This window comes from Mycobacterium sp. NGS35, assembly GCF_059812855.1.
The window spans coordinates 309,829-332,056 of the sequence record NZ_JCALDL010000002.1 but is presented as its reverse complement, the minus strand read 5'-3'; the positions used below and the strand labels follow the sequence as shown (position 1 = coordinate 332,056).

Sequence of the window (22,228 nt, the reverse complement as noted above, 5' to 3'; positions counted from 1 at the left end):
GTAGTTGTGGGAAGCTGAGCTATGACCTTCAACGAGGGCATGCAAATCGACACGAGCACCGCGTCGAGCAGCGGCGGCGGTCCGGGACGCGGATTGGCCATCGGCGGCGGGGTCGGCGGACTGGTGATCGTGGTGATCGCGCTGTTGCTCGGCGTGGACCCGGGCTCCGTCACATCGTCGCCGCAGCCCGGCCAGCAACAGCGACAGGTCGGCGGCTTCGACGTCAGCCAGTGCAAGACCGGCGCGGACGCCAACAGGATTCTGGGCTGCCGGATCATCGCAACGGGCAATTCGGTGGACGCAGTGTGGAGTGAGCAGCTGCGCGGATACACGCGGCCGAAGGTGCACCTGTTCTCCGGCTCTGTGCAGACCGGCTGCGGCGGCGCCACCACCGAAGTGGGTCCGTTCTACTGCCCGGTCGACCGGACCGCATACTTCGACACTGACTTCTTCAAGGTGCTGGAGGACCAATTCGGTTCCAGCGGAGGACCTTTCGCGCAGGAATATGTGGTCGCCCACGAGTACGGTCACCACGTGCAGAACCTGCTCGGCGACCTGGGCCGCGCACAGCAGTCCGGCGCCACCCAGGGCGCAGAAGGTGAAGGTGTGCGCACCGAGTTGCAGGCCGACTGCTACGCCGGCGTCTGGGCCCACTACGCGTCGACCGTGAAGCAGAAGAACGGCACGCCCTACTTGAACCCGTTGACCGACAAGGACATCAGCGACGCGCTGTCCGCGGCGCGGTCCGTCGGCGACGACTGGATCCAGAAGCGGTCCACCGGCAGGGTCAATCCGGAGTCGTTCACCCACGGCACCTCAGAACAGCGGCAACACTGGTTCACCGTCGGTTACCAGTTGGGCGATCCGAAGAAGTGTGACACGTTCGACGCGCCAGACCTCGGCTAGCCCGCGAAATGTGCCATTGACAAATGGCGACATTAGCCGTTGTATTCATCCGTGGCCAACGACGACGTACTGCCCAGTCGAGGTTCGCTGCGTTCTCGTGGCGCCGCGGTCGTCAGCGCGCTGACGTTGCGCCAGGTCAGTCTCTTCCTTCCGCCCGAGCGCGCGTGGGCGCTGTGGGTTTCGAGGCGCATCGTCGCGACGATCATGAAAGTGTTCGGGCCGTCACTGGCGGGCACCACCGTCGAGCAGGTCCGCACAGCCACTGCTGACTCGCGTCCGGTCGCCGGTGAATGGGTGCGGGGCCGCGGTGTGCGGCGCACCGACGCGGCGATCTACTTCATCCACGGCAGCGGCTTCGCGCTGTGCTCGCCCCGCACGCACCGGCGCTTGGTGGCGTGGCTGTCGCGGCTGACCGGACTGCCGGTGTTCTCGGTGGACTACCGCCTGGCTCCGCGGCACCGGTTCCCCGGTGCCGCCGAGGACGTCCACGCCGGCTGGGACTGGCTGCTGTCGACCACGGGGTTACCACCGAATCGTGTTGTGGTAGCGGGCGATTCGGCCGGCGGGCACTTGGCTGTCGATCTGATGCTGCACGGCGATCCCACGCCGCGGCAGGCGGCCGCGCTCGTGCTGTTCTCTCCGTTGGTCGATCTGACACTGGCCCTCGCAGCGGCGCAGGAGGCGCGTCGTCGCGATCCTGCGATCAGGTCCGCCGACGCGGCCCGGCTGGTCCAGTTGTATTGCCAGGGCATCGATCCGGCCCATCCGCGGCTGGCTCTGGACGTCACCCGCGGCCCCGTCCTACCGCCTACCTTGATCCAGGCCGGTGGCGCCGAAATGCTGTCGGCGGACGCCAGCCATCTCGCGCGCGACATCCGCGCCGCGGGCGGCTGCTGTCAACTGCAGATCTGGCCGGACCAAGTGCACGTGTTCCAGGCCTTGCCGCGGCTGACGCCCGAAGCAGCCAAAGCGATGCGCCACGTCGCGTCGTTCGTCGCCGACGCGTTGGGCAGCAGCGCTCAGGCCACCATCGAGCGGACGGGATGACGATGTTCGGAAGTTCACGCAAACGCAGCCGCAATGCGCGTGCTGTGGTCACCGGCGCCGGCAGCGGCATCGGTGCCGCGTTCGCGGTCGAGCTGGGCCGCCGCGGTGGCCGGGTGGTGTGCAGCGACATCGACGAGCTGGCCGCGCAGCGCACCGCTGTCGCCGTAACCGAGAAGGGTGGAGCGGCGATCGCGTTGGGTTGCGACGTGTCCCGCTGCGACGACGTGTCGCGGCTGGCCTCCGACGCGCAGGACTGGTTCGGCAGCGCACCGACACTCGTGGTGAACAACGCAGGGGTGGGCTGCGGCGGTCAGAGCGTGGGCGAGATGTCGCTCGACGACTGGTCATGGGTGCTCGGCATCAACCTGTGGGGCGCCATTCACGGCTGCCATGTGTTCACGCCGGTCCTGCGGGAAGCCGGCTACGGCGGCATCATCAACGTTGCCTCCGCCGCCGCGTTCGGCGCCGCACCGAACATGGCCGCCTACAACGTCAGCAAGGCCGGCGTGCTGTCACTGTCGGAGACGCTGGCTGCCGAGTTGTCCGGCACCGGCGTGACCGTCACGGTGTTATGTCCCACGTTCGTCAAGACCAACATCGTCGAATCCGGCCGCATCACACCGCAATCCAGCAATCTGGCCAACAACCTGATGAGGTGGACGGGGTTCTCGGCGGACCGGGTCGCGAAGACGTGCCTGGACACCCACGACCGCGGCGGCCTGTACTGCATGCCTCAACCCGACGCCCGAATCGGGTGGGGCATCAAGCGCTTTGCACCGGGCACCTACACGCGAGCGGCCGGATTGATCGCTCGTCTTCCAACCGTCACACCCTAGGAGGCAGTCATGGCCATCGACATGGACAAGATGCTCGACAAGATCAAGGACCGGCAATGGGCGCTGGCCGACATCGACTGGGATGCGCCGGGAGCCGAGACCATCAGCGACGAGTTCCGGCCGAAGCTCAAGGCATTCATGGCCGATCTCTGCTGGATCGAGAACATCGGCGCGCGCGGATTCGCCGCACTGGCCAAAAAGGCGCCGACGCCGACGATCGCCGAGATCTACCGGTACTTCCACGCCGAGGAGCAGCGCCACGCCAATGCCGAACTGGCGCTGATGAAACGGTGGGGCATGCTCGACGAGGGCGAGATGCCTGAACCGAACGTCAACATCAGGCTGGCCATCGATTGGCTGGACCGCTATGCCGACGACATGCCGTTGTCCGTGCTGGGCACCGTGATTCCGATGCTCGAGGTCGCGCTCGACGGGGCACTGCTGAAATTCTTGCTGGAAGAGGTGCACGATCCCGTGTGCCACCAGGTGTTCGAGAAGATCAACAACGACGAATCACGGCATCTGGTCGTCGATTTCGAAGTCCTCGACATGATCGGTCACGCCACCGCCCGTCGGCTGGCGATCCAGCTCGTCGGCAACGTCGCCACTCCTGGCCTGATCATCGGCCTGCTGATGTACGTCCCACTGCTCAACCGGGTGCGCAACGAAATCGTCGGCATGGGAATGGATCCAGAGCGGCTGTACAACGCGATGCTGCGGTTCAAGCAGCTCGGCGAGCGCAGCGAGCACACCTGGCGCGTGCCGACCTATCAGCTCCTCAAGCGACACGCGGCGATGGTCGTCAACCCCCGTCATCCGTATCACCTGCTGGCCAACTCGATGGTGTGGCTGTCCGACCGCTACCCCAGGGCGCTGTTGCGGCCGATTCCAAGCTGGTTCAAAGAACTCACCTACGAGCCGGCGGCCTGACCATGACAGACCACGTCTGCTCCACGCTGATCGTCGGCGCCGGCTTCAGCGGCCTGGGCGCGGCGATCAAGCTCACCGAAGCCGGCATCGACGATGTCGTCATCCTCGAACGTGCCGACCGTGTCGGCGGAACTTGGCGCGACAACACATATCCCGGCATTGCCTGCGACATCCCGTCACTGCTGTACTCGTTCTCGTTCGCCAAGAACCCGAACTGGTCCAGCGCGTATCCGTCCGGCGCTGAAATCTGCCAGCACATCGAGGAGCTGACCGACGATTTCGACTTGCGCCGGCGCATCCGGTTCAACACCGAGGTCACCGGCTTGTCGTTCGACGAAGACGCCGGGCTCTGGGTGGTAACCACCAAGCAGCGCAAGCGCTTTCGCGCGCGCACCGTGGTGCTGGCGTCCGGTCCGCTCGCCGACGCGAGCCTGCCGGACATTCGCGGTATCGACAGCTACCGAGGCCACAAGATCCACAGCGCCCGTTGGGATCACGGCTACGACTTCACCGGCAAGCGCGTCGGCGTCATCGGCACCGGGGCGAGTGCCATCCAGATCGTGCCGGAACTGGTCAAACGCGCCGAATTCGTCAAGGTGTTCCAGCGCACGCCCGGGTGGGTGCTCCCCCGTCTGAATCCCCCAATCCCCCCGGCGGTGCAGGCGCTGTTCGAAAAGCTGCCTGCCGCACAGCAACTGGCGCGCGAAGCGCTTTACTGGGGACACGAGGCGAGCGCACTTGCGCTGGTGTGGAATTCGCCGTTGACGTCCGTGGTGACCCAGTTGGGCAAGCTTCACCTCAGGGCCGCGGTGAAGGATCCGTGGCTGCGCCGTCAGCTCACACCCGGCTTCACGCCCGGCTGTAAGCGGATGCTGATCTCCAGCGACTACTATCCGGCGCTGCAGCGCGACAACTGCAAGCTGATCGACTGGCCGATCGCCACACTGAGCCCCGTCGGAGTGCGCACCAGCGACGGTGTCGAGCACCGTTTGGACTGCATCGTGTTCGCCACTGGTTACGACGTCCACCTGACGGGGCCGCCGTTCCCCGTGACCGGGCTCGGCGGCCGCTCGCTGGCCGCGGAATGGGCCGGCGGCGCGCAGGCGTACAAGAGCATCAACGCTCACGGCTACCCCAACCTGTTCTTCATGACAGGCCCGAACTCCGGCCCGGGCCACAACTCGCTGCTGACGTACGTCGAGGGTCAGCTGGACTACGCGGTGGCCGCGATCACCACGATTTTGCGCAAGGACCTGCGCTACCTCGACGTGCGAGAGGACGTCCAGCGCCGCCACAACGCCGACATTCAGCGACGGCTGAAGGCCACCACCTGGATGTCGGGTTGCCGCAGCTGGTACCTCACCGAGGACGGGTTCAACGCCGCGATGTATCCAGGCTTCGCGACGCAGTATCTTCGGCAGATGCGCACTTTCCGGCTCGACCACTATCACGTCGTGGGCCGCGAGCTCGCAGCCTGCGCCGACGCCCGGTCACCGGCCTGACATGGCCACCGACCGCCCGGCTCCCAGTGGCATCACCGCGGTGCTGGCCAACCTGCGCCGCGCGCCGGCGCGGGTGCGGCGGCACTCCCGTGATCTCGTGGAAACCGTGGTGGCACAGCTTTTCGACGCCGCCACGCGGCAGCCCTACGGCAGCAGCCTGTCCGGGGAATACCGCATCGAGGATCTGGCCCGCATGGCGGGAACCACCACCCGCAACATCCGGGTGTATCGCGACCGCGGACTGCTGCCCCCGCCGCTGCGAGTGGGGCGGATCGCGTTGTACAACGACACGCACCTGACGAGGCTTCGGCTGATCACGTCGATGCTGGATCGCGGGTACACGCTGGCCCACGTTCACGAGATGCTCAGCGCGTGGGAGCAGGGCAAGGACCTGGGCGACGTGCTGGGGTTGGAGACCGCGCTGGTGGGTACCTGGGCGGCGGAGAAGCCGCAGACCCGCCGGCTCGCCGACGTGAAGCGGCTGATCGGCGACGACGATGCATTCGCCCGGCTGGTCGAGCTGAACCTCATCAAGGTCGACGGTGACAACGCAACTGTGTTGCGTCCCAAGCTAATTGAGGCTTTCAACGAGATTCGCGGCTATGGAATCGGCGTGGACAAGCTGATCGACCTGCACGAGAGGATCGCGCCGCTTGTCGACGAGATCAGCGGCATCCTGGTGCAGACCGGGGCCGAACACGTCGTCGGGTTGATCAAACCCGGCGAGGCGCTGCCGGAAGACACCGAGGTGGCCGAGCTGATCACGATGCTGGTCCGGTTCCGCACCCAGGCGGTGGCGTCGGTCGCCGGCACGTTGGCGTCCTCGATCGAGGCGCGGATCGAGACGCTGGCCGCGCAGCTGCTCGAGGACTACATTCAGGACAACCTCGGGCGCCAGGCCATCTGAGCGCCGCGAGCAGACACCAGATCGCATGAATCCCGGTGAAATGATGCGATTTGGTGTCTGCTCGCGGGTCCAGAGTCTAGAACAGCGTCGGCTGGATGACCGCAGCCACCGGTGCGGGCGGCGGCTGACGGAATTCTCTTGCGTCTCTTGCCAATCCGTGCTTGGCCACTAGCGGCGCAGCCCTGCGCTGCAGCATCTCACGGTAGTCGGCCGGCAAGTATGCGCCGCGGCGGTACAGCTCGCGGTATCGGCTGACCAGCTCAGGATGCGAGCGGGCCAGCCACGCCATGAACCAGCCGCGCGTCGAGCTTCGCAGGTGCAGGCCGAACACGGTGACCGACGTGGCACCCGCGTCGGCGATCTGGCCGAGCAGCGTGTCGAGATGCTCGGCCGAGTCGGTGAGATACGGCAGTACCGGCGCAACCATCACATGGCAGTCGAAACCGGCGTCGCGGATCGCGGAGATCAGCCCGAGCCGCGCGTGCGGTGACGGCGTCCCAGGCTCGACGTCGCGGTGCACATCCGGATCCGCGACCGCCAGTGAGATCGCAAGACTCACGGGCACCTGCTCGGCCGCCGCGGCGAGCAACCCCAGATCGCGGCGCAACAGCGTGCCCTTGGTCAATATCGAAAACGGCGTAGCCGAATCTGCCAGTGCGCGAATGATTCCCGGCATCAACGCATAGCGGCCCTCGGCACGCTGGTACGGGTCGGTGTTGGTGCCCAGCGCGATCGTCTCGCGCTGCCACGACGGCCGGTGTAGCTCGCGGTGCAGCACCTCGGCGATATTGGTCTTGACGACGATCTGGGTGTCGAAGTCCTGGCCGGGGTCGAACTCCAGATACTCGTGGGTGGGCCGGGCGAAGCAGTAGCGGCAGGCATGCGAGCAGCCGCGGTAGCCGTTGACGGTGTACCTGAACGGCAGCATCGCCGAATCGGGGATCTTGTTGACCGCCGACTTGCACAGCACCTCGTGAAACGTGATGCCCTCGAACTGTGGCGTCCGCACGCTGCGCACGAATCCGATACGCGCAAGGCCGGGCAGTGCCCCGTCGTCCACCCGAACGCCTTGTCCATCCCATCGCACCCCCGTATTCGAACGCTCGTTCGATGCGCTGTCAAGCGGGCTCGCTGATGTAAGACTTCCGGCGTGACCGAATTGCTGTTCTCCTATGGCACACTGCGGCTGCGCGAGGTGCAGCTGGCAACGTTCGGCCGCGAGCTCGCCGGCCGCGACGACGCAATCGTCGGTTTCGAGCTCGACCACGTCACCATCACCGACCCGCACGTCATCGCTACCAGCGGCAGCGACCGGCACCCGATCTTGCGGCCGTCGTCGCATCCCGGTGCGGAAGTGCAGGGCACGGTGTTCTCGATCAGCGAAGAGGAGCTGGCCGCCGCCGACGAGTACGAGGTCGACGACTACAAGCGGATTCGAGTGCCCCTGCGCTCCGGCGACGAAGCGTGGGTGTACGTATTCGCCGGCTAGCTACCAGGCCTTGAGCGCGCAGGTGGCGGCGGTCTCACCGCTGTTCTGCGCCACCACGTTGCCGTCGACCGAAATCTCGCAGTGCGGATTCGGTGTTCCGTTGTAGCGCGCCGCGCCACCAGCCATGACGTAGGCCCAACTCTGGTCGGTCAACGTGGTTGAAAACGTCCAGGGCGCCCCCGGTGCAACAGTGACGCGCTCGTTGCGCAAATAGGCGCCGGAGTTGGCGTCCAACGCCGCCTTGCTCGGGGGGTCTGACACCAGGTAGTTGAGGCTGACAGTCGCCTCCTGGTCCGTGGTGATCGTATAGACCACCTGATGGCCGCCCGGATCGGCGGTGGCGCTGGCAGGAATTGACAGGAGACCGGCGCCGGCGAGCGTCGCTGCGGCGAAACGGATGGCAGCTTTCTGCATGTACATCACATCGCCGGAGGCTACCGGATTGTTACGTGCGACCGAGTCGGGCGAGAACCTCGCCGACGACTGCATCGGCAGGGACGGCGACCTGCTCCCCCGTGGCGAGGTCCTTCACCTTGACGTCGGGATCGTGGTCTTTGATCACCGCCAACGACGCCCCGGAACGGTCGGCGGCACGCATCGCGCCCTTGAGCCCGCGGTCGCCGTAGGAGACGTCCACCCGCAGGCCGGCCCGGCGCAGCGCCGCAGCGGTGACGGCGACGTCGAGCTTGGCGTCCTCGCCGATCGGAATGCAGAACACGTCGGCGCGCTTCGCGTCACCGACACTCTTGCCCTCGGCACGAAGCGCCAGGACCGTGCGGTCGACACCTAGCCCAAAGCCGATGCCGGACAAGTCTTTTCCGCCGAGCTGGTGCATCAGTCCGTCGTAGCGGCCGCCTCCGCCGATTCCCGACTGCGCGCCGAGTCCGTCGTGCACGAACTCGAAGGTGGTCTTCGTGTAGTAATCCAGCCCGCGCACCAACTTCGGATTGATCGTGTAGGGCACGCCGAGCCGGTCCAGGTGTGCCAGCACGGTTTCGAAGTGCTGCTTGGCGCCGTCGGAAAGGTGGTCCAGCATCACCGGGGCCTCGGCCAGTTGCGCACGGACATAGTCCCGTTTGTCGTCGAGGACGCGCAGCGGGTTGAGCTGGGCGCGTCGGCGGGTGTCCTCGTCGAGGTCGAGGCCGAGGAGGAACTGCTGAAGCAACTCGCGGTACTGCGGCCGGCAGCTGTCGTCGCCCAGGGAGGTGATCTCCAAGCGGAACCCGTCGAGCCCCAGCGAGCGGAAGCCTTCGTCGGCGATCGCGATCACTTCGGCGTCCAGTGCGGGATCGTCGACGCCGATCGCCTCGATGCCCACCTGCTGCAGCTGACGGTAGCGGCCGGCTTGAGGGCGCTCGTACCGGAAGAACGGCCCGGCGTAGCACAGCTTGACCGGCAGCGGGCCGCGGTCTAGCCCGTGCTGGATCACCGCGCGGATCACCCCTGCGGTGCCTTCCGGGCGCAGTGTGACCGATCGGTCCCCGCGGTCGGTGAACGTGTACATCTCCTTGCTGACGACGTCAGTCGACTCGCCGACGCCGCGGGCGAACAACGCGGTGTCCTCGAAGATCGGCAGTTCGATGTCGCCGTAGCCGGCTCGGCGGGCGGCGTCGAGCAACCCGTCGCGCACGGCGACGAACTGCGCCGACTCCGGCGGCAGATAGTCGGGGACGCCCTTGGGCGCCTGGAATTCGGTCACGAGCTCAGGCCTTTGAGGAACGGATTGTGGCGGCGTTCGGCTCCGATCGTGGTGGCTTCACCGTGTCCCGGCAGCACCACGGTGTCGTCGTCGAGCACCAGCAGTTTTGTCACGATCGAGCCCAACAGATCCCGGCCGCTCCCGCCGGGCAGGTCTGTGCGGCCGACGGACTGCTTGAACAGCGTGTCGCCGGAGAACACGATCTCATCCGGGCCGTCTGCGACCCGGAAGCAGACCGAGCCTCTCGTGTGTCCCGGGGTGTGGTCGACGGTCACAGTGATGCCGCCGAGGTCGATCTTGTCGCCATCGCGGTCGAGGTCGACCACCTGCCTGGGCTCGTGGAACAGCGCGCCGAACAGCAGCTGGGCGATTCGGGGCCCGAAATCCTTGATCGGATCGGTCAGCATGAATCGGTCTTCGGGGTGGATGTAGGCGGGGCAGCCGTATGTGTCGGCCACCTTTTGCGCTGACCAGATGTGGTCGATGTGGCCGTGGGTGAGGAGCACCGCCGCAGGCGTGAGCCGGTGATCGTCGAGGATCCGGCGCAGCGGCGCCATCGCCCGCTGCCCAGGGTCGACGACGATGGCGTCGGACCCCGGTCGTGGGGCCAGCACGTAGCAGTTGCACTGCAGCATGCCGGCGGGGAATCCAGTCAGCAACACCCGTTTAGTTTCCCACGCAGCGAGCGTTGGTCTGGCACTGCCAGGCCGGCCGCCCAGCGTTGCATGGCACACTCGATGGCCAGAACCACGACCCCGTAACAGGAGGACTGCGGCGTGCCGACCGAAAAGCAGCGGCGTGCGACGGCCAAGCGCAAATTGGAGCGCCAGCTCGAGCGGCGCGCTCAGCAGGCGCGGCGTCGACGGATCCTGACCATCGCCGGGCTTGCGGCGGTGGTCGTCGTGGTAGCGGGCCTCGCGGTATGGGGCGTGTTCTTCCGCATGGGATCGAACGAGACGCCGACCGCGTCGAGCACGACGACGTCGGTGGCACCGACGCAGGACACCGCCGCGCCGCAGGCTGGGGTGCTGCCGCCGTTCAAGCCGCCGGCTGATCTGGGAGCGAACTGCCAGTACCCGGCCAGTCCGGAGCCGGCGGCCAAGAAGGTGGACCCGCCCAAATCGGGCAAGGTGCCGACCGATCCCGCCCAGATCAGCATGAGCATCGCGACCAACCAGGGGCCGATCGGCGTGCAACTGGACAACGCGAAGGCCCCCTGCACGGTCAACAGCTTCGCCAGCCTGGCCCAGAAGGGCTATTTCAACGACACGCATTGTCACCGGCTGACCACCGGCCCTGTCCTTTTCGTGCTGCAATGCGGCGACCCCAAGGGGAACGGCTCTGGCGGTCCCGGCTACCAGTTCGCCGACGAGTATCCGTCGAACCAATATCTGCCCGACGATCCCGCCCGAAACCAGGCGATCGTCTATCCACGCGGCACGTTGGCGATGGCCAACGCGGGACCGAACACCAACGGCAGCCAGTTCTTCATCGTCTACAAGGATTCGCACCTGCCGCCTAACTACACGGTGTTCGGCAAGGTCGACGAGAAGGACATGGCGGTCTTGGACAAGATCGCCGCGGCGGGCACGGCCGACGGTTCGCCGGACGGCAAGCCCAAGACCGACGTGGTGATCACGTCGGCGCGGCTGGACTAGGTGTCTGGTCCGGTCAGCGCGGCGGGCGCAGGAACCGCATCGCGGCCCTCATAACGGGTTGCGGCACACGGTCTTTCATCGCGAGAGCGGTATCCGCGGCACGGCCGCGTAGCCGAGTGCCCCGGCCGAACACCTTGTTCAGCGGTCCGCCCGAGGGTTCGAGCTCGAAGTGCAGCGGGGGCTTGTCGCCCGCGGCGCCCAGAGCGTTGGAGATCACGATCCGCTGGATCTCGCTGGTGCCCTCGAAGATCGTGTACAGCTTGGCGTCGCGGTACCACTTCTCGACGGGGTGGTCGGTGATGTAGCCCCAGCCGCCCATCGTCTGAATTGCACGTTCGGTGGCCCGGACCGCGACCTCGCTGGCGGCCATCTTGGACATCGAGCCCTCACCGCGGTCGAATGCTATGCCGTTGGCGGCCATCCACGACGCGCGCCAGGTTAGTAACCGTGCCGCGTCGATCTGTGTGGCGATCTCGGCGATCGGGAAGGCGATGCCTTGATTGTCGATGATCGGGGCGCCGAACGCCTCCCGCTCCTTCGCGTAGGCCGTCATGTATTCCAGTGCGGCTCTTGCGATTCCGAGAGCCTGGGCAGCGACCATCGGGCGGGTCTGCTCGAAGGTGCCCAGCGTCGCGGAACCCGAGCGGCGACCGCCCTCGACCGCCTCGCGCGCCTTGGCGAGCTTGTGCTCGAGTTTGTCCTGGCCGCCCAGCAGGTGGTCCCCCGGCACGCGGACGCTGTTGAACTTCAATTCCGCGGTGTGTGACGCCCGGCAGCCGAGCTTGTCGAGCTTGCGCACCAACTCCAGTCCCGGTGTGCCGCCGGGCACCACGAACAGGCCCTGACCGCGGTGGCCGAGCTCCTGGTCCACCACCGCGTTGACCACGTGCACGTTGGCGATGCCGCCGTTGCCGATCCACATCTTGTGCCCGTCGATGATCCAGTCGTCGCCGTCACGAGTCGCGGTGGTGCGCAGGTTGCGTACGTCGCTGCCGCCCTCGGGTTCGGAGATCGCGAGCGCGGCGAGCTTGAGGTCTCCGGGTGTGCCGAAACATTCAGGCGCCCACTGAAGCATCTGCTCGGGCGTGGCGGCCTGACCGATGGCCGACAATGCGAGGGCCGGCATCACAATCGCCAGGCCGATGCCCGCGCAGCCCCAGAAGATCTCCTCCATGAACATCGGCAGCGACAGGCCGGTCGGGTCGCCGATGAGGTCGCGGTAGAAAAGGGGACTGTAGAAGCCTTGTTCGGCGGCTTCTTCCAGAATCGGCCACGGGAATTCCTGGCGCTTGTCGTATTCGGCGGCCACCGGGCGGATGCAGTCCTCGGCGAATTTGTGCGCACGTTGTGCCAGGTCGTGTTGCGCCTCGGTGGGCGTGAGGTCGAACGTCACGCTGTTCCGTTACCCGCGGTACCGCAAGCGAAACATCTGTTCACCATCGCCTGTTGACGACGGGCAGAGGGCGTCGACTTGTCGCTAAGAGGCGGGCACATCGGTAGTCGGCTGGCTGGGCGGTTTCTGGGGCGGACGTGGCCCATGTGGCCAGACGGTCACGCCGGGAGCTCTGCGACCAACACGTGCCCGTGCCCGCCTCTTAGCGACAGGCCGACGGTGGCGGCCGCCACGCTGTACGGGAGGCGCCGCTGATCGCCGAATCCGTAGTCAGTCAGAGGGGTGACGAATCGCCGGCTCTCAGGCCGCTGACGTCACGCGATAGACGTCGTACACGCCCTCCACATTGCGCACCACGTTGAGCACATGCCCTAGATGCTTGGGGTCACCCATCTCGAAGGTGAACCGGCTGATCGCCACCCGATCACCAGACGTCGTCACCGATGCGGACAGAATGTTGACCTTTTCATCGGCCAGCACGCGTGTCACGTCCGACAGCAGCCGATGCCGGTCGAGCGCCTCCACTTGGATGGCCACCAAAAACACCGACGACGGCGACGGCGCCCACTCGACGTCGATGATCCGCTCCGACTGCTGTTGCAGCGACGCGGCGTTGGTGCAGTCGGTGCGGTGCACGCTCACCCCTCCACCACGGGTGACGAAGCCCATGATGTTGTCCCCAGGCACCGGCGTGCAGCACTTGGCCAGCTTCGTCAACACTCCCGGCGCCCCCGGCACGGCCACCCCGGTATCCTCCGGATTGCGTTGGCGCACAGGCATTGTCGCTGGGGTCGACCGCTCCGCGAGCTCGTCTTCAGCGGCCTCGTCCCCGCCGAGCTGCGCCAGTAGCCGCTGGACCACGTGGCGCGCCGAGATGTGCCCCTCGCCCACCGCGGTGTAGAGCGCCGACACGTCCGCGTAACGCAACTCCCGAGCCAGTGAACTCATGGACTCGGCATTCATCAAGCGCTGCAACGGAAGTCCGCCGCGCCGCACCTCGCGCGCGATCGCGTCCTTGCCGGCCTCCAGCGCCTCCTCGCGACGCTCCTTGGCGAACCACTGCCGGATCTTGGCCTTCGCCCGCGGCGACACCACGAACTGCTGCCAGTCGCGTGACGGCCCGGCATTGGGCGCCTTCGAAGTGAAAATCTCCACCACTTCGCCGTTTTCGAGCTTGCGCTCCAGCGCCACCAGCCGGCCATTCACCCGGGCGCCGATACATCGGTGGCCGACCTCGGTGTGCACCGCGTAGGCGAAGTCCACCGGCGTGGATCCCGCCGGCAGGGTGATCACATCGCCCTTTGGGGTGAACACGAAAATCTCTTGTGCGGCAAGGTCGTAACGCAGCGACTCCAGGAACTCGCCGGGATCCGCTGCCTCCCGCTGCCAGTCGAGCAGCTGACGCATCCACGCCATGTCGTCGATCTCTGCGGCCGCATGCGGATGCGGAAGGTTGCGCCCCTTGGCCTCCTTGTAGCGCCAGTGCGCGGCGATCCCGTACTCGGCGGTTCGGTGCATGTCGCGGGTGCGGATCTGCACCTCCAGTGGCTTGCCCTCCGGCCCCACCACCGTGGTGTGCAGCGACTGGTACACGCCGAATCGTGGCTGGGCAATGTAGTCCTTGAACCGCCCCGCCATCGGCTGCCACAGTGAATGCACCACGCCCACAGCGGCATAGCAGTCGCGGATCTCGTCGCACAGGATGCGTACACCGACGAGGTCGTGGATGTCGTCGAAGTCGCGGCCCTTCACGATCATCTTCTGGTAGATCGACCAGTAATGCTTGGGCCGGCCCTCGACCACCGCGTTGATCTTCGCCGAGTCGAGCGCCGCGATGATCTCGCTGCGCACCTTGGCCAGATACGTGTCGCGCGACGGCGCCCGGTCAGCCACCAACCGCACGATCTCCTCGTAGCGCTTGGGGTGCAGGATCGCAAACGACAGGTCTTCGAGCTCCCACTTGACGGTTGCCATCCCGAGCCGATGGGCAAGCGGCGCAATGACTTCCAGCGTTTCACGGGCTTTGCGGGCCTGCTTCTCCGGCGGCAAGAACCGCATGGTGCGCATGTTGTGCAGCCGGTCGGCGACCTTGATCACCAGCACGCGCGGATCGCGGGCCATCGCGATCACCATCTTGCGGATCGTCTCGCCCTCCGCGGCGGTACCCAGCGCCACCTGGTCCAACTTGGTGACGCCATCCACCAAGTGGGCCACCTCTTCGCCGAAGTCGGCGGTGAGCGCCTCCATCGTGTAGCCGGTGTCTTCGACGGTGTCGTGCAGCAGCGCCGCAACCAGGGTCGTGGTGTCCATGCCGAGCTCGGCCAATATGTTGGCCACAGCCAGCGGATGGGTGATGTACGGGTCGCCCGAGCGGCGGAACTGCTCGGCATGCCGCTGCTCGGCCACCTCGTAGGCTCGCTGCAGCATGGTCAGGTCGGCCTTGGGATAGATCTCCTTGTGCACCGCGACCAGCGGTTCGAGCACCGGATTGACGGCACTGCGCTGCGCGGTCATCCGCCGCGCCAGCCGCGCCCGGACCCGCCGCGACGCACTGGAGGACTTCGGCGCCGCCGAAGCCGGCGTGGGAGCCGCTGCGGTAGCAGGCGTTTCCGGCGCAGGCGGTGTCTGCACGGCCTGGCCTACACCTGGGTCGTCAGCCGCCATCTGTGCACCTCCCGTACCGAGGATAAACGCTTCAGACCTGGTACAGGCTGGTGACAGGCAGTGGCGCCACCGCCTCACGACCGCCGAGCGCGGCGAGCTCCAACACCACCACCGCCCCGGTGACCGCCGCGCCGGCGTCGTCGAGCAACCGGGCCGCGGCCGCCAGCGTGCCGCCGGTGGCCAGCACGTCGTCGACGATCGCCACGCTGCGGCCGGTCAGCTCGACGCCCTCGGCTGGTATCTCCAGCGTGGCCGTCCCGTACTCAAGGGTGTAGGTCTCGCTGTGCACCGGCGGGGGCAGCTTGCCGCCCTTGCGGACGGCCAGCACCCCGGTGCCCAGCCGGGTCGCCACTGCCGCGCCGAGCAGAAAGCCGCGGGCGTCGATCCCGGCGATCAACTCCGCACCGGAGGCCGATTCAGCCAGCGCATCGGTGACTGCGGCAAGCCCGTCCGGATCGGCCAGCAGCGGCGTCAAGTCCTTGAACTGAATACCGGGCGACGGGAAGTCCGGGACATTGCGCATCAGCGAGACGATGACGTCGCGAACGTCACGACTCATTCCTTCAGCACCCAGCGGTCCATGTTCCAGCCGGCGCCCCAGCGGGTCGGGTTGGCCACCACCGACGACATCTTCTTCGACCAGATCAGCGTGCGCTGCTGGCGATACAGCGGCAGCGTCGGCATGTCGTTCCACAGCACCCCGGCCCCGTCGGACAGCAGACCGGCCACCTCTTTCGGATCGGTGGTGGCGGCGAGCTTGTCGATGATGCCGTCCACCTGGGGGTTCGAGTAGCCCGACAGATTATTGCCGTTGCCGGTGTGCAACTGGTACGCGTCGATCGCCGACGATCCGCTCGAGCCGCTGCCCGTCGCTGCGCCGGTGCAGACCACCAGCACGTCGAGCTGGTTCGCCTTCATGGTCTGCGGGCCGGTGTTCTCCGACGACACGTCTTGCACGGTGATGCCAGCCGGCGCGCATGCCTTGGTGATCGCGCCGACCGCCGCGTTGAGCCGGGCGTTGGGTGCCTGATAGCCAATCCGCACAGTCAGCGGGGTGGCGTTGACGGCGGCCTTGGCAGCGTCGGCGTTCGCCGCCACGTAGCGATTGTTGGCCGCGGCGCTTTCCGCGGCGCTGAACGCGTCGTCGCTGGCCGGGTTCAGCCGCGCGTTGGCGATCGGCACCTTCGCCTCGCCGGCGATCGTGTCGCGGGGCGTGCACAGTGCCAGTGCTCGGCGCGCAGCCGGCGCGGCCAGCGGACCCTGGCTGGAGAAGATCAGCTGTTCGATACCGGCCGACGCGCTGTCGGTGCGCTGATAGCCGTCGGGCACGGTCAAGCCGCCGATCGACCCGGTCGCCACGTCGACGACGTCGACGGAGTTGTTCTTCAGGCGCGCCTGCACGTCGGCGCCACGAGGCCACACCGTCACCCGCTGCGTGACAGGTTTGTTGGCCCACCACTTGTCGTTGGCGACGAGCACCACCGAGCCGTCTGATTTCACCGAGTCGAGCTTGTAGGGTCCCGACGACGGGAACCACCGCACGTTGACGCCCGGTTTGAGGTCCCAGATCGTGTTCCACGCGTCGGCAATCCGGGCCACCACCGGCGCGTCGTTGTTCTTCAGCGCGGCGGTGACGTCCACGCCGAGCAGATCGGCCAGGACGTGCGACGGCATCATCGACGTCGCCGTGAACAGCTGCGCGTAGTCGGTGAACGACCGGCCGCCGACGAACGTGACCCGGGCCTTCTTCTGTCCCGGCGTGCAATCGATGGACTCGACGTCGGCGTAGCCGGCGTGGCTGGCGGCGTCGAAACCTGCGAGCCGCCCCGACTGGGCGGCCCAGGCCAGCACCATGTCGTCGCACGTCACCGGCTTGCCGTCGGAGTACACCGCGGAGTCGGCGATCTGGTAGTCCAGCACCAGCGGCTCGCGGCCGACGACCGACACGGTCCCGAAGTCGTGGTCGGCGATGATCTGGCCGTCCGGGCCGTGGTAGCCGAACCCGGTCAGCACGCGGGCGAATGCCTGAGGCGCGGCCGATGCGGCTCCGGCGACGGTGTTCGGGTTGTAGGTGGGCAGCGGCCCGTCGACGGAGTAGTCGAGCTGCTCGGCGGGGGTGTTCGAGCACGACGTCAACGCCATGGGCGCGACCAGCAGCGCGGCCGCGGCCAGCACAGCCGTCCAGTGCCGCACTAGCGCCGCCGTTTGCCCGACGGCCGACCGCTGCGGGCGGTCGGTCGGATCGGCCGGGCACCTGGAGCGGGCTTCGCGGCGAGCGCGACGGGTTCCCTCTCCTGCTCCGCGGGCACTTCTCGCGTGTCGGCCTCCGCAGTGGTTGCCGACGGCTCGGCACCCTCCGCTGCCTTGCGCCGACGCAGCACCCGGCGAGTGTGGGCGCGCACGAGTTCCGTGCGCTCGCGCAATGTCACCAGAAGCGGGGTGGCGAAGAAGATCGACGAGTAGGTCCCGACGATGACGCCGACCAGCTGCACCAGCGCCAGGTCCTTCAGCGTGCCCACGCCCAGGAGCCACACCGCCACCACCATCAGCGACGCGATGGGAAGCACCGAGATCAGGCTGGTGTTGATCGACCGCATGAAGGTCTGGTTGACCGCGAGGTTGGCCTGCTCGGCGAACGTGCGACGGGTGGTGTGCTGGAAGCCGTGGGTGTTCTCCTCGACCTTGTCGAACACGATCACGGTGTCGTAGATCGAAAAGCCCAGAATGGTCAGCAGCCCGATGACCGTGGCGGGAGTGACCTCGAACCCGACGAGCGAGTACACGCCCGCGGTGGTGATGATGTCGAAGAACATGGTGGCCAGCGCCGAGACGGCCATGTAGCGCTCGTAGCGGATCGTGATGTAGAGGCTGACCAGCACCAGGAACACACCGAGTGCGATCAGCGCCTTCTTGGTGATCTGCCCGCCCCACGTCGACGACACCGCTGAGTCGCTGATCGCGTCCTTGGACGGCTTGCCGTCGACGCCTACCGGGTGGAACTTGTCGAACAGCGCGTCTTTGAGCTTGCCGGCCTGCTCGTTGGACAGCGTCTCAGAGCGGATCTGCACCGTGGCCGACGCGCCGTTGCCGACGACGACCACCTGCTCCGGGTCGGTGCCCAGCGTGGTCCGGAACACATCTTCGACCTGTTCGACGGTGGCGTCGCCACGCGGGAACGACACCTTCGTGCCGCCCTCGAAGTCGATACCGAAGTTGAACCAGCGGATAGCGATGCTGGCGACCGCGATCGCGACGATCAGCCCGCTGACCGCGAACCACAGCTTGCGGCGGCCGACGACCTCGAACGCGCCGGTGCCGGTGTAGAGCCGGACAAAGAACCCATGCCGCTGTGCCGTCGAGGTGTCGACCTTGTCTTCGATCGCGCCCGACTCGAGGGTTTCGGCGGTCGCGTCGTCGAGCTCGACGGCCGAGGTCGTCTCGTCCGAACCTCTCCCAGGAACTTCAGCCATACCTACCTCTGCCCCGCATGCGCTGCCGCGCGGCGTTCACGGGCGATCTGCTGCACGGCGCCCAGCCCGTTGAACGACGGCTTGGCCATCATCGTCGACTTGGACGCCAGGTACACCAGCGGCCAGGTCACCAGGAACACCACCACGACGTCGAGGATCGTCGTCAATCCGAGCGTGAACGCGAAGCCCTTGACCTGCCCGATGGCCAGGAAGTACAGCACCGCCGCGGCCAGGAAGGTGACCGCGTTACCCGACACGATGGTCTTGCGGGCCCGCACCCAACCGCGAGGCACCGCGGAGCGGAACGAACGGCCTTCTCGTATCTCGTCTTTGATGCGTTCGAAGAACACGACGAACGAGTCGGCCGTGGTTCCGATGCCGATGATCAGACCCGCGATGCCGGCGAGGTCGAGCGTGTAGTTGATGTAACGGCCCAGCAGGATCAGGATCGCGTACACCATCGCGCCGGAGGCCACCAGCGACAGGGCGGTGAGCAGGCCCAGCACCCGGTAGTACAGCAGCGAGTACAGCAGCACCAGCGCGAAGCCGATCGCACCAGCGATCAAGCCTGCCTTCAGAGACGTCAAACCCAATGTGGCAGAGACTGTTTCGGCTTCAGAGGACTCGAAGGACAGCGGCAGCGATCCGTACTTGAGCACGGCGGCCAGGTCACGCGCTTTGCCCGCAGTGAAGTCGCCGGTGATCTGCGTGTTGCCGCCGGGAATCGCCTCGCGGATCGCCGGCGCGCTGACCACCTGCGAGTCGAGCACGAACGCGGTCTGCGTGCCGACGTGCGCGGCGGTGTAGTCAGCCCAGGTGTTGGCGGCCGCGGACTTGAACTTCAGGTTGACCACCCATTGAGGCGGCTGCTGATTGAACGACGCCGACGCGTTGTCGATCTGGTCGCCGCTGATGATCGACTTGTCCAGCAAGTAGATCTGCGTGCGGTCCTGCGAGCAGGTGACCAGGATCTGGTTGGGATCGTCGTTACCGGCGAGCGGATCGGGGCCCTGGCAGCGGCGCTGCAACAGCACGCCGAGCGCCACCTGTGACAGCGCCGGGTTCTGGCGCAGCTGCTTCTCGAAATTAATGCTGTCGGCCAGGTCTTTGCGCGGATCCGGTTGCGGCGGAACAGGATTGGGCGCTGCCGGCGCGGGGGCGGGCGTGGGCGGCGGGCTGGGTGGGGGCGGATCCTGCGGGTATGGCCGGGGCTGAGGAGCGGGCTGCCCGGAGGTCGGCTCCGCCGGCGGCGCCGGCTCTGGCCCAGGCGCCGGTTCGGCTCCCGGCCCCGGCGCCTCGGCAGGAAGCGGGCCGGGCACTGCGCCCGGAGGCGGCTGTGTTCCCGGGGAACCCGGTGTCGCGCCAGGCTGCTGGTTCTCCGGCGGAATTTGGATCGAGTCGATCACCGGTCGGATGAACAGCCGCGCGGTCTGGCCGAGGTTGCGGGCCTGGTTGCCGTCGCTGCCCGGCACCGTGATCACCAGTTGTTCGCCGTCGACGACGACCTCGGAACCGGACACGCCCAGTCCGTTGACGCGGGCACTGATGATCTGCTGGGCCTGGTCGAGCGCCTCGCGGGTGGGCCGCGACCCGTCCGGGGTGCGCGCCGTCAGCGTCACCCGGGTGCCGCCCTGCAGGTCGATGCCGAGTTTCGGCTTGGCCTGCTTGTCGCCGGTCAGGAACACCAGCAGGTACACGCCGACCAGAAGGATGAAGAACAGCGACAAGTACCGGAAAGGACGCACCGGCGACGACGGCGATGCCACGGTCCGTTGGTCTCCTCAGGTTCGGTTCGTCTGCAGGCCAAAGCGTACGTGCCGCCGACGCGCTTTCGGTCTCTGGTCAGTCTTTGGTGAGTCGGTCCGGCTCGTCAGCGACGTCGGTGTCGGTGATGTCGACGCTGTCGTCGTCCTCGTCGGGCTCGATGCGGTCGCGGATCGCCAGCTTCATCCAGGTGGTGACCACGCCCGGGGCGATCTCCAGGTCGACGGTGTCGTCGGTGATGCCGGCGATGGTGGCCTGCAGGCCAGACGTGGTGTGCACGCGGTCGCCGACGCGCAGCGAGTCATGCAGGTCGATCGTGGCCTGCAAGGCCTTCCTCTGGCGGCGTGAGGCCATGACCATGAATGCGCCCAAGATGATGAGCAGCGGTAAGAAGACGATCAGCTGTTCCATGAGGGCACGTTCTTTCGTTGAGTGCAGGTCGTTAGGCCCGGACAGGCAGTGGACAGGGCCTCGCAACAGACCAGTGTGCCATCTGCGACGGTCGCGCCCGTCGGCCCGTCGGTCCGTCGCGGTTTACAGCCGTGGTTTCGCGCTCGGGGCGGTCAGCCGGCGGTAGTGGTGGTTTCCCGGCGTCGGTTGAACAGCCCGCCGAAGCGACGACGCCGGGGCTGGTCTGCGGGAACCGGCGCGGTGACACGCTCGCCCTCTGGCGCGGTTGTCGCTGTCGTCTGGTCTGCGGGCCCCTCGGCCACGACGGGCGTCGGCTGAGTGATCGGCCGCTGCGCGTACTGGACGTCGCGCACCGAGCGAATAGACAAGCGGCCCAGCGCGAGCGCGCCGAGGAACACGATCAGCGCCCCCAGCCCGGTGAAGTACGTGAGGTCCAGCGCCGCGTACTTCGCGTTGGTCGTCGCCAAAGGGCGGCCCACATCGCCGATCCTGAACACGTCGGACAGCGGACGCCCGACGACGAACCAGGCACCGGCCAGCACGGTGATCCAGCCGCCCAGCATTGCGGTGGCGCGGTTGCGCGAACTCAGCAGCAGTAGGCCACCGAGCACCGTCGCGGCGCCGGGCAGCACTTCGAGCCAGCCGCGAGGCGACGTCCACGTCCACTCCTGGTTCGTGCCCCACGCGAAGTCGAAATACGGCCCGATGAACGGAATCAGCGCGCCCCACGCGCCCAACAGAATCAGCAGAAATCCGCTTGCCGCGCCGCGGCTGCGCGGGATTCGCATCCTCGCTCCTCGCACCGGAGCGCCGGTGTCCGATTCGTTCATGACGTCTCCTTTGTCGTGATCCGCCATGAGTACCCCGATCCGGGCGGGGTGTAACCGTAACTTCGCAGGTCAGGCGACAGGTGAGGGCCGCTCGGGCGCCGGCGCGAAGAGCATCACGAGGCCGATCGCGAAAATCCACACGAGACTGGACAACGCCGCCAGCACCGGGATCCACAGATGCACCAGCGGCAGAATGCCCAACACCCCCAGCCAGGCCGCCCACTTCGGCAGCACAGCCGTCTGCCAGATCACCACCGAAGTCGCCACAATCATTGCGACAGCACCGATTTGGCAGTAGTGGTAAAGCCACGTCGACAACGTCAGAAGCGGCTCGTTGAATTCCGTGATCGTGGCATCCCCGAACCGCACCACCGCCGCCGGGTAAGCCACCTCAGCCGCGAACCCGCCCGCGGTGAGCGCGAAGAAGAACGCGCCGCCGGCCAGCGCGGTGTACGACGCGGCGCTGGGCCCTGATGCCTGGCGCAGCATCGCCACGAGCACACCCAGGAACGCCAGCCCGAACAAGATGTGCAGCAGCGGCACCACGCCGTTGGCGGCGACAAAGGTCGAACCGCTGTCGTAATAGTCGCGTGCCGCCTGCGGGGTGCGCGGACCGTCGGGCGATCCGACGATGTACGCCGGGACCATCGCCAGCGCGCAGATGACGCCGAACGCTCCACCGATCCTCACTGTCGTGCCGTCCACCGTCGCCTCCTCCCGTC

21 protein-coding genes are annotated in these 22,228 nt (G+C 67.0%); 8 read left to right on the top strand and 13 right to left on the bottom strand.

Annotated elements, in window-relative coordinates; all coding sequences use genetic code 11:
* Window positions 1-21: 21 nt before the first annotated feature.
* From ypfJ to AC5Y4C_RS06635, 6 genes are read left to right on the top strand one after another with little or no spacing between them, the layout of a single operon-like run.
* A complete protein-coding gene (ypfJ, locus tag AC5Y4C_RS06660) occupies window positions 22-906 on the top strand; it encodes a KPN_02809 family neutral zinc metallopeptidase (protein WP_499948794.1) in 885 nt (294 codons plus the stop codon).
* A 51-nt stretch (window positions 907-957) separates the two neighbouring features.
* Window positions 958-1,953 (top strand): alpha/beta hydrolase, encoded by a 996-nt coding sequence (locus AC5Y4C_RS06655; protein ID WP_499964354.1) that lies wholly within the window; start codon window positions 958-960, stop codon window positions 1,951-1,953.
* A gap of 2 nt (window positions 1,954-1,955) precedes the next feature.
* The gene (locus AC5Y4C_RS06650; RefSeq protein ID WP_499948990.1) at window positions 1,956-2,789 is read left to right on the top strand and encodes an SDR family NAD(P)-dependent oxidoreductase; all 834 of its coding nucleotides are present in this window, start codon (window positions 1,956-1,958) and stop codon (window positions 2,787-2,789) included.
* A gap of 9 nt (window positions 2,790-2,798) precedes the next feature.
* Window positions 2,799-3,719 (top strand): ferritin-like domain-containing protein, encoded by a 921-nt coding sequence (locus AC5Y4C_RS06645; RefSeq protein ID WP_499912355.1) that lies wholly within the window; start codon window positions 2,799-2,801, stop codon window positions 3,717-3,719.
* A 2-nt stretch (window positions 3,720-3,721) separates the two neighbouring features.
* Entirely contained in the window at window positions 3,722-5,221 is a 1,500-nt protein-coding gene (locus AC5Y4C_RS06640; RefSeq protein ID WP_499964353.1) for a flavin-containing monooxygenase, read from the top strand.
* 1 nt (window position 5,222) lies between these two features.
* Window positions 5,223-6,128, top strand: coding sequence for a MerR family transcriptional regulator (locus tag AC5Y4C_RS06635; RefSeq protein WP_499912359.1), 906 nt, complete (start codon window positions 5,223-5,225; stop codon window positions 6,126-6,128).
* A 76-nt stretch (window positions 6,129-6,204) separates the two neighbouring features.
* On the opposite strand, the gene AC5Y4C_RS06630 is transcribed toward AC5Y4C_RS06635, so the two are convergent.
* On the bottom strand, window positions 6,205-7,215 hold the full coding sequence (locus tag AC5Y4C_RS06630) for an Rv2578c family radical SAM protein (protein WP_499964351.1): 1,011 nt from the start codon (window positions 7,213-7,215) through the stop codon (window positions 6,205-6,207).
* Window positions 7,216-7,278: 63 nt separating this feature from the next.
* Here AC5Y4C_RS06630 and AC5Y4C_RS06625 point away from each other — a divergent pair, with 63 nt between their 5' ends.
* Entirely contained in the window at window positions 7,279-7,617 is a 339-nt protein-coding gene (locus AC5Y4C_RS06625) for a gamma-glutamylcyclotransferase family protein (protein WP_499912363.1), read from the top strand.
* On the opposite strand, the gene AC5Y4C_RS06620 is transcribed toward AC5Y4C_RS06625, so the two are convergent.
* From AC5Y4C_RS06620 to AC5Y4C_RS06610, 3 genes are read right to left on the bottom strand one after another with little or no spacing between them, the layout of a single operon-like run.
* Window positions 7,618-8,031, bottom strand: coding sequence for an Rv2576c family protein (locus tag AC5Y4C_RS06620; RefSeq protein WP_499912365.1), 414 nt, complete (start codon window positions 8,029-8,031; stop codon window positions 7,618-7,620). It abuts the gene before it with no gap.
* Window positions 8,032-8,062: 31 nt separating this feature from the next.
* On the bottom strand, window positions 8,063-9,316 hold the full coding sequence (hisS, locus tag AC5Y4C_RS06615; RefSeq protein WP_499964350.1) for a histidine--tRNA ligase: 1,254 nt from the start codon (window positions 9,314-9,316) through the stop codon (window positions 8,063-8,065).
* The gene (locus AC5Y4C_RS06610) at window positions 9,313-9,978 is read right to left on the bottom strand and encodes an MBL fold metallo-hydrolase (RefSeq protein ID WP_499948783.1); all 666 of its coding nucleotides are present in this window, start codon (window positions 9,976-9,978) and stop codon (window positions 9,313-9,315) included. Before AC5Y4C_RS06610 ends, hisS begins: the two co-directional genes overlap by 4 nt.
* Window positions 9,979-10,092: 114 nt before the next feature.
* Between AC5Y4C_RS06610 and AC5Y4C_RS06605 the strand changes: the two genes are divergently transcribed.
* Window positions 10,093-10,974 carry a peptidylprolyl isomerase gene (locus tag AC5Y4C_RS06605; RefSeq protein WP_499964348.1) on the top strand — a complete coding sequence of 294 codons (882 nt, stop codon included), beginning with the start codon at window positions 10,093-10,095 and terminating at the stop codon, window positions 10,972-10,974.
* A gap of 13 nt (window positions 10,975-10,987) precedes the next feature.
* Here the strand turns inward: AC5Y4C_RS06605 and AC5Y4C_RS06600 are convergent, their stop codons facing one another.
* The 9 genes from AC5Y4C_RS06600 to AC5Y4C_RS06560 form a co-directional block, all read right to left on the bottom strand.
* Window positions 10,988-12,367: an acyl-CoA dehydrogenase family protein gene (locus AC5Y4C_RS06600; RefSeq protein WP_499912372.1), complete on the bottom strand. Its 1,380-nt coding sequence runs from the start codon at window positions 12,365-12,367 to the stop codon at window positions 10,988-10,990.
* 300 nt (window positions 12,368-12,667) lie between these two features.
* Entirely contained in the window at window positions 12,668-15,031 is a 2,364-nt protein-coding gene (locus AC5Y4C_RS06595) for a RelA/SpoT family protein (protein WP_499912374.1), read from the bottom strand.
* A gap of 31 nt (window positions 15,032-15,062) precedes the next feature.
* A complete protein-coding gene (locus tag AC5Y4C_RS06590; RefSeq protein ID WP_499912376.1) occupies window positions 15,063-15,590 on the bottom strand; it encodes an adenine phosphoribosyltransferase in 528 nt (175 codons plus the stop codon).
* Window positions 15,587-17,173: an ABC transporter substrate-binding protein gene (locus AC5Y4C_RS06585; RefSeq protein WP_499964412.1), complete on the bottom strand. Its 1,587-nt coding sequence runs from the start codon at window positions 17,171-17,173 to the stop codon at window positions 15,587-15,589. Before AC5Y4C_RS06585 ends, AC5Y4C_RS06590 begins: the two co-directional genes overlap by 4 nt.
* A 50-nt stretch (window positions 17,174-17,223) precedes the next feature.
* Window positions 17,224-18,501 (bottom strand): protein translocase subunit SecF, encoded by a 1,278-nt coding sequence (gene secF, locus AC5Y4C_RS06580; RefSeq protein WP_499964346.1) that lies wholly within the window; start codon window positions 18,499-18,501, stop codon window positions 17,224-17,226.
* A gap of 2 nt (window positions 18,502-18,503) precedes the next feature.
* Complete coding sequence (gene secD, locus AC5Y4C_RS06575) at window positions 18,504-20,267, bottom strand: protein translocase subunit SecD (protein ID WP_499912380.1); 1,764 nt, start codon at window positions 20,265-20,267, stop codon at window positions 18,504-18,506.
* Between the two features lie 76 nt (window positions 20,268-20,343).
* A complete protein-coding gene (gene yajC, locus AC5Y4C_RS06570; RefSeq protein WP_499912383.1) occupies window positions 20,344-20,676 on the bottom strand; it encodes a preprotein translocase subunit YajC in 333 nt (110 codons plus the stop codon).
* 152 nt (window positions 20,677-20,828) lie between these two features.
* On the bottom strand, window positions 20,829-21,506 hold the full coding sequence (locus AC5Y4C_RS06565; RefSeq protein WP_499912385.1) for a hypothetical protein: 678 nt from the start codon (window positions 21,504-21,506) through the stop codon (window positions 20,829-20,831).
* 69 nt (window positions 21,507-21,575) lie between these two features.
* On the bottom strand, window positions 21,576-22,211 hold the full coding sequence (locus tag AC5Y4C_RS06560; RefSeq protein ID WP_499912387.1) for a hypothetical protein: 636 nt from the start codon (window positions 22,209-22,211) through the stop codon (window positions 21,576-21,578).
* Window positions 22,212-22,228: the final 17 nt, after the last annotated feature.

Coding starts and splice junctions, on each gene's coding strand:
- ypfJ (WP_499948794.1), top strand. CDS start 22: ATGACCTTCAACGAGGGCATGCAAATCGACACGAGCACCGCGTCGAGC.
- AC5Y4C_RS06650 (WP_499948990.1), top strand. CDS start 1,956: ATGTTCGGAAGTTCACGCAAACGCAGCCGCAATGCGCGTGCTGTGGTC.
- AC5Y4C_RS06645 (WP_499912355.1), top strand. CDS start 2,799: ATGGCCATCGACATGGACAAGATGCTCGACAAGATCAAGGACCGGCAA.
- AC5Y4C_RS06640 (WP_499964353.1), top strand. CDS start 3,722: ATGACAGACCACGTCTGCTCCACGCTGATCGTCGGCGCCGGCTTCAGC.
- AC5Y4C_RS06635 (WP_499912359.1), top strand. CDS start 5,223: ATGGCCACCGACCGCCCGGCTCCCAGTGGCATCACCGCGGTGCTGGCC.
- AC5Y4C_RS06620 (WP_499912365.1), bottom strand. CDS start 8,031: ATGCAGAAAGCTGCCATCCGTTTCGCCGCAGCGACGCTCGCCGGCGCC.
- AC5Y4C_RS06595 (WP_499912374.1), bottom strand. CDS start 15,031: ATGGCGGCTGACGACCCAGGTGTAGGCCAGGCCGTGCAGACACCGCCT.
- AC5Y4C_RS06590 (WP_499912376.1), bottom strand. CDS start 15,590: ATGAGTCGTGACGTTCGCGACGTCATCGTCTCGCTGATGCGCAATGTC.
- AC5Y4C_RS06585 (WP_499964412.1), bottom strand. CDS start 17,173: ATGGCGTTGACGTCGTGCTCGAACACCCCCGCCGAGCAGCTCGACTAC.
- secF (WP_499964346.1), bottom strand. CDS start 18,501: ATGGCTGAAGTTCCTGGGAGAGGTTCGGACGAGACGACCTCGGCCGTC.
- yajC (WP_499912383.1), bottom strand. CDS start 20,676: ATGGAACAGCTGATCGTCTTCTTACCGCTGCTCATCATCTTGGGCGCA.
- AC5Y4C_RS06565 (WP_499912385.1), bottom strand. CDS start 21,506: ATGAACGAATCGGACACCGGCGCTCCGGTGCGAGGAGCGAGGATGCGA.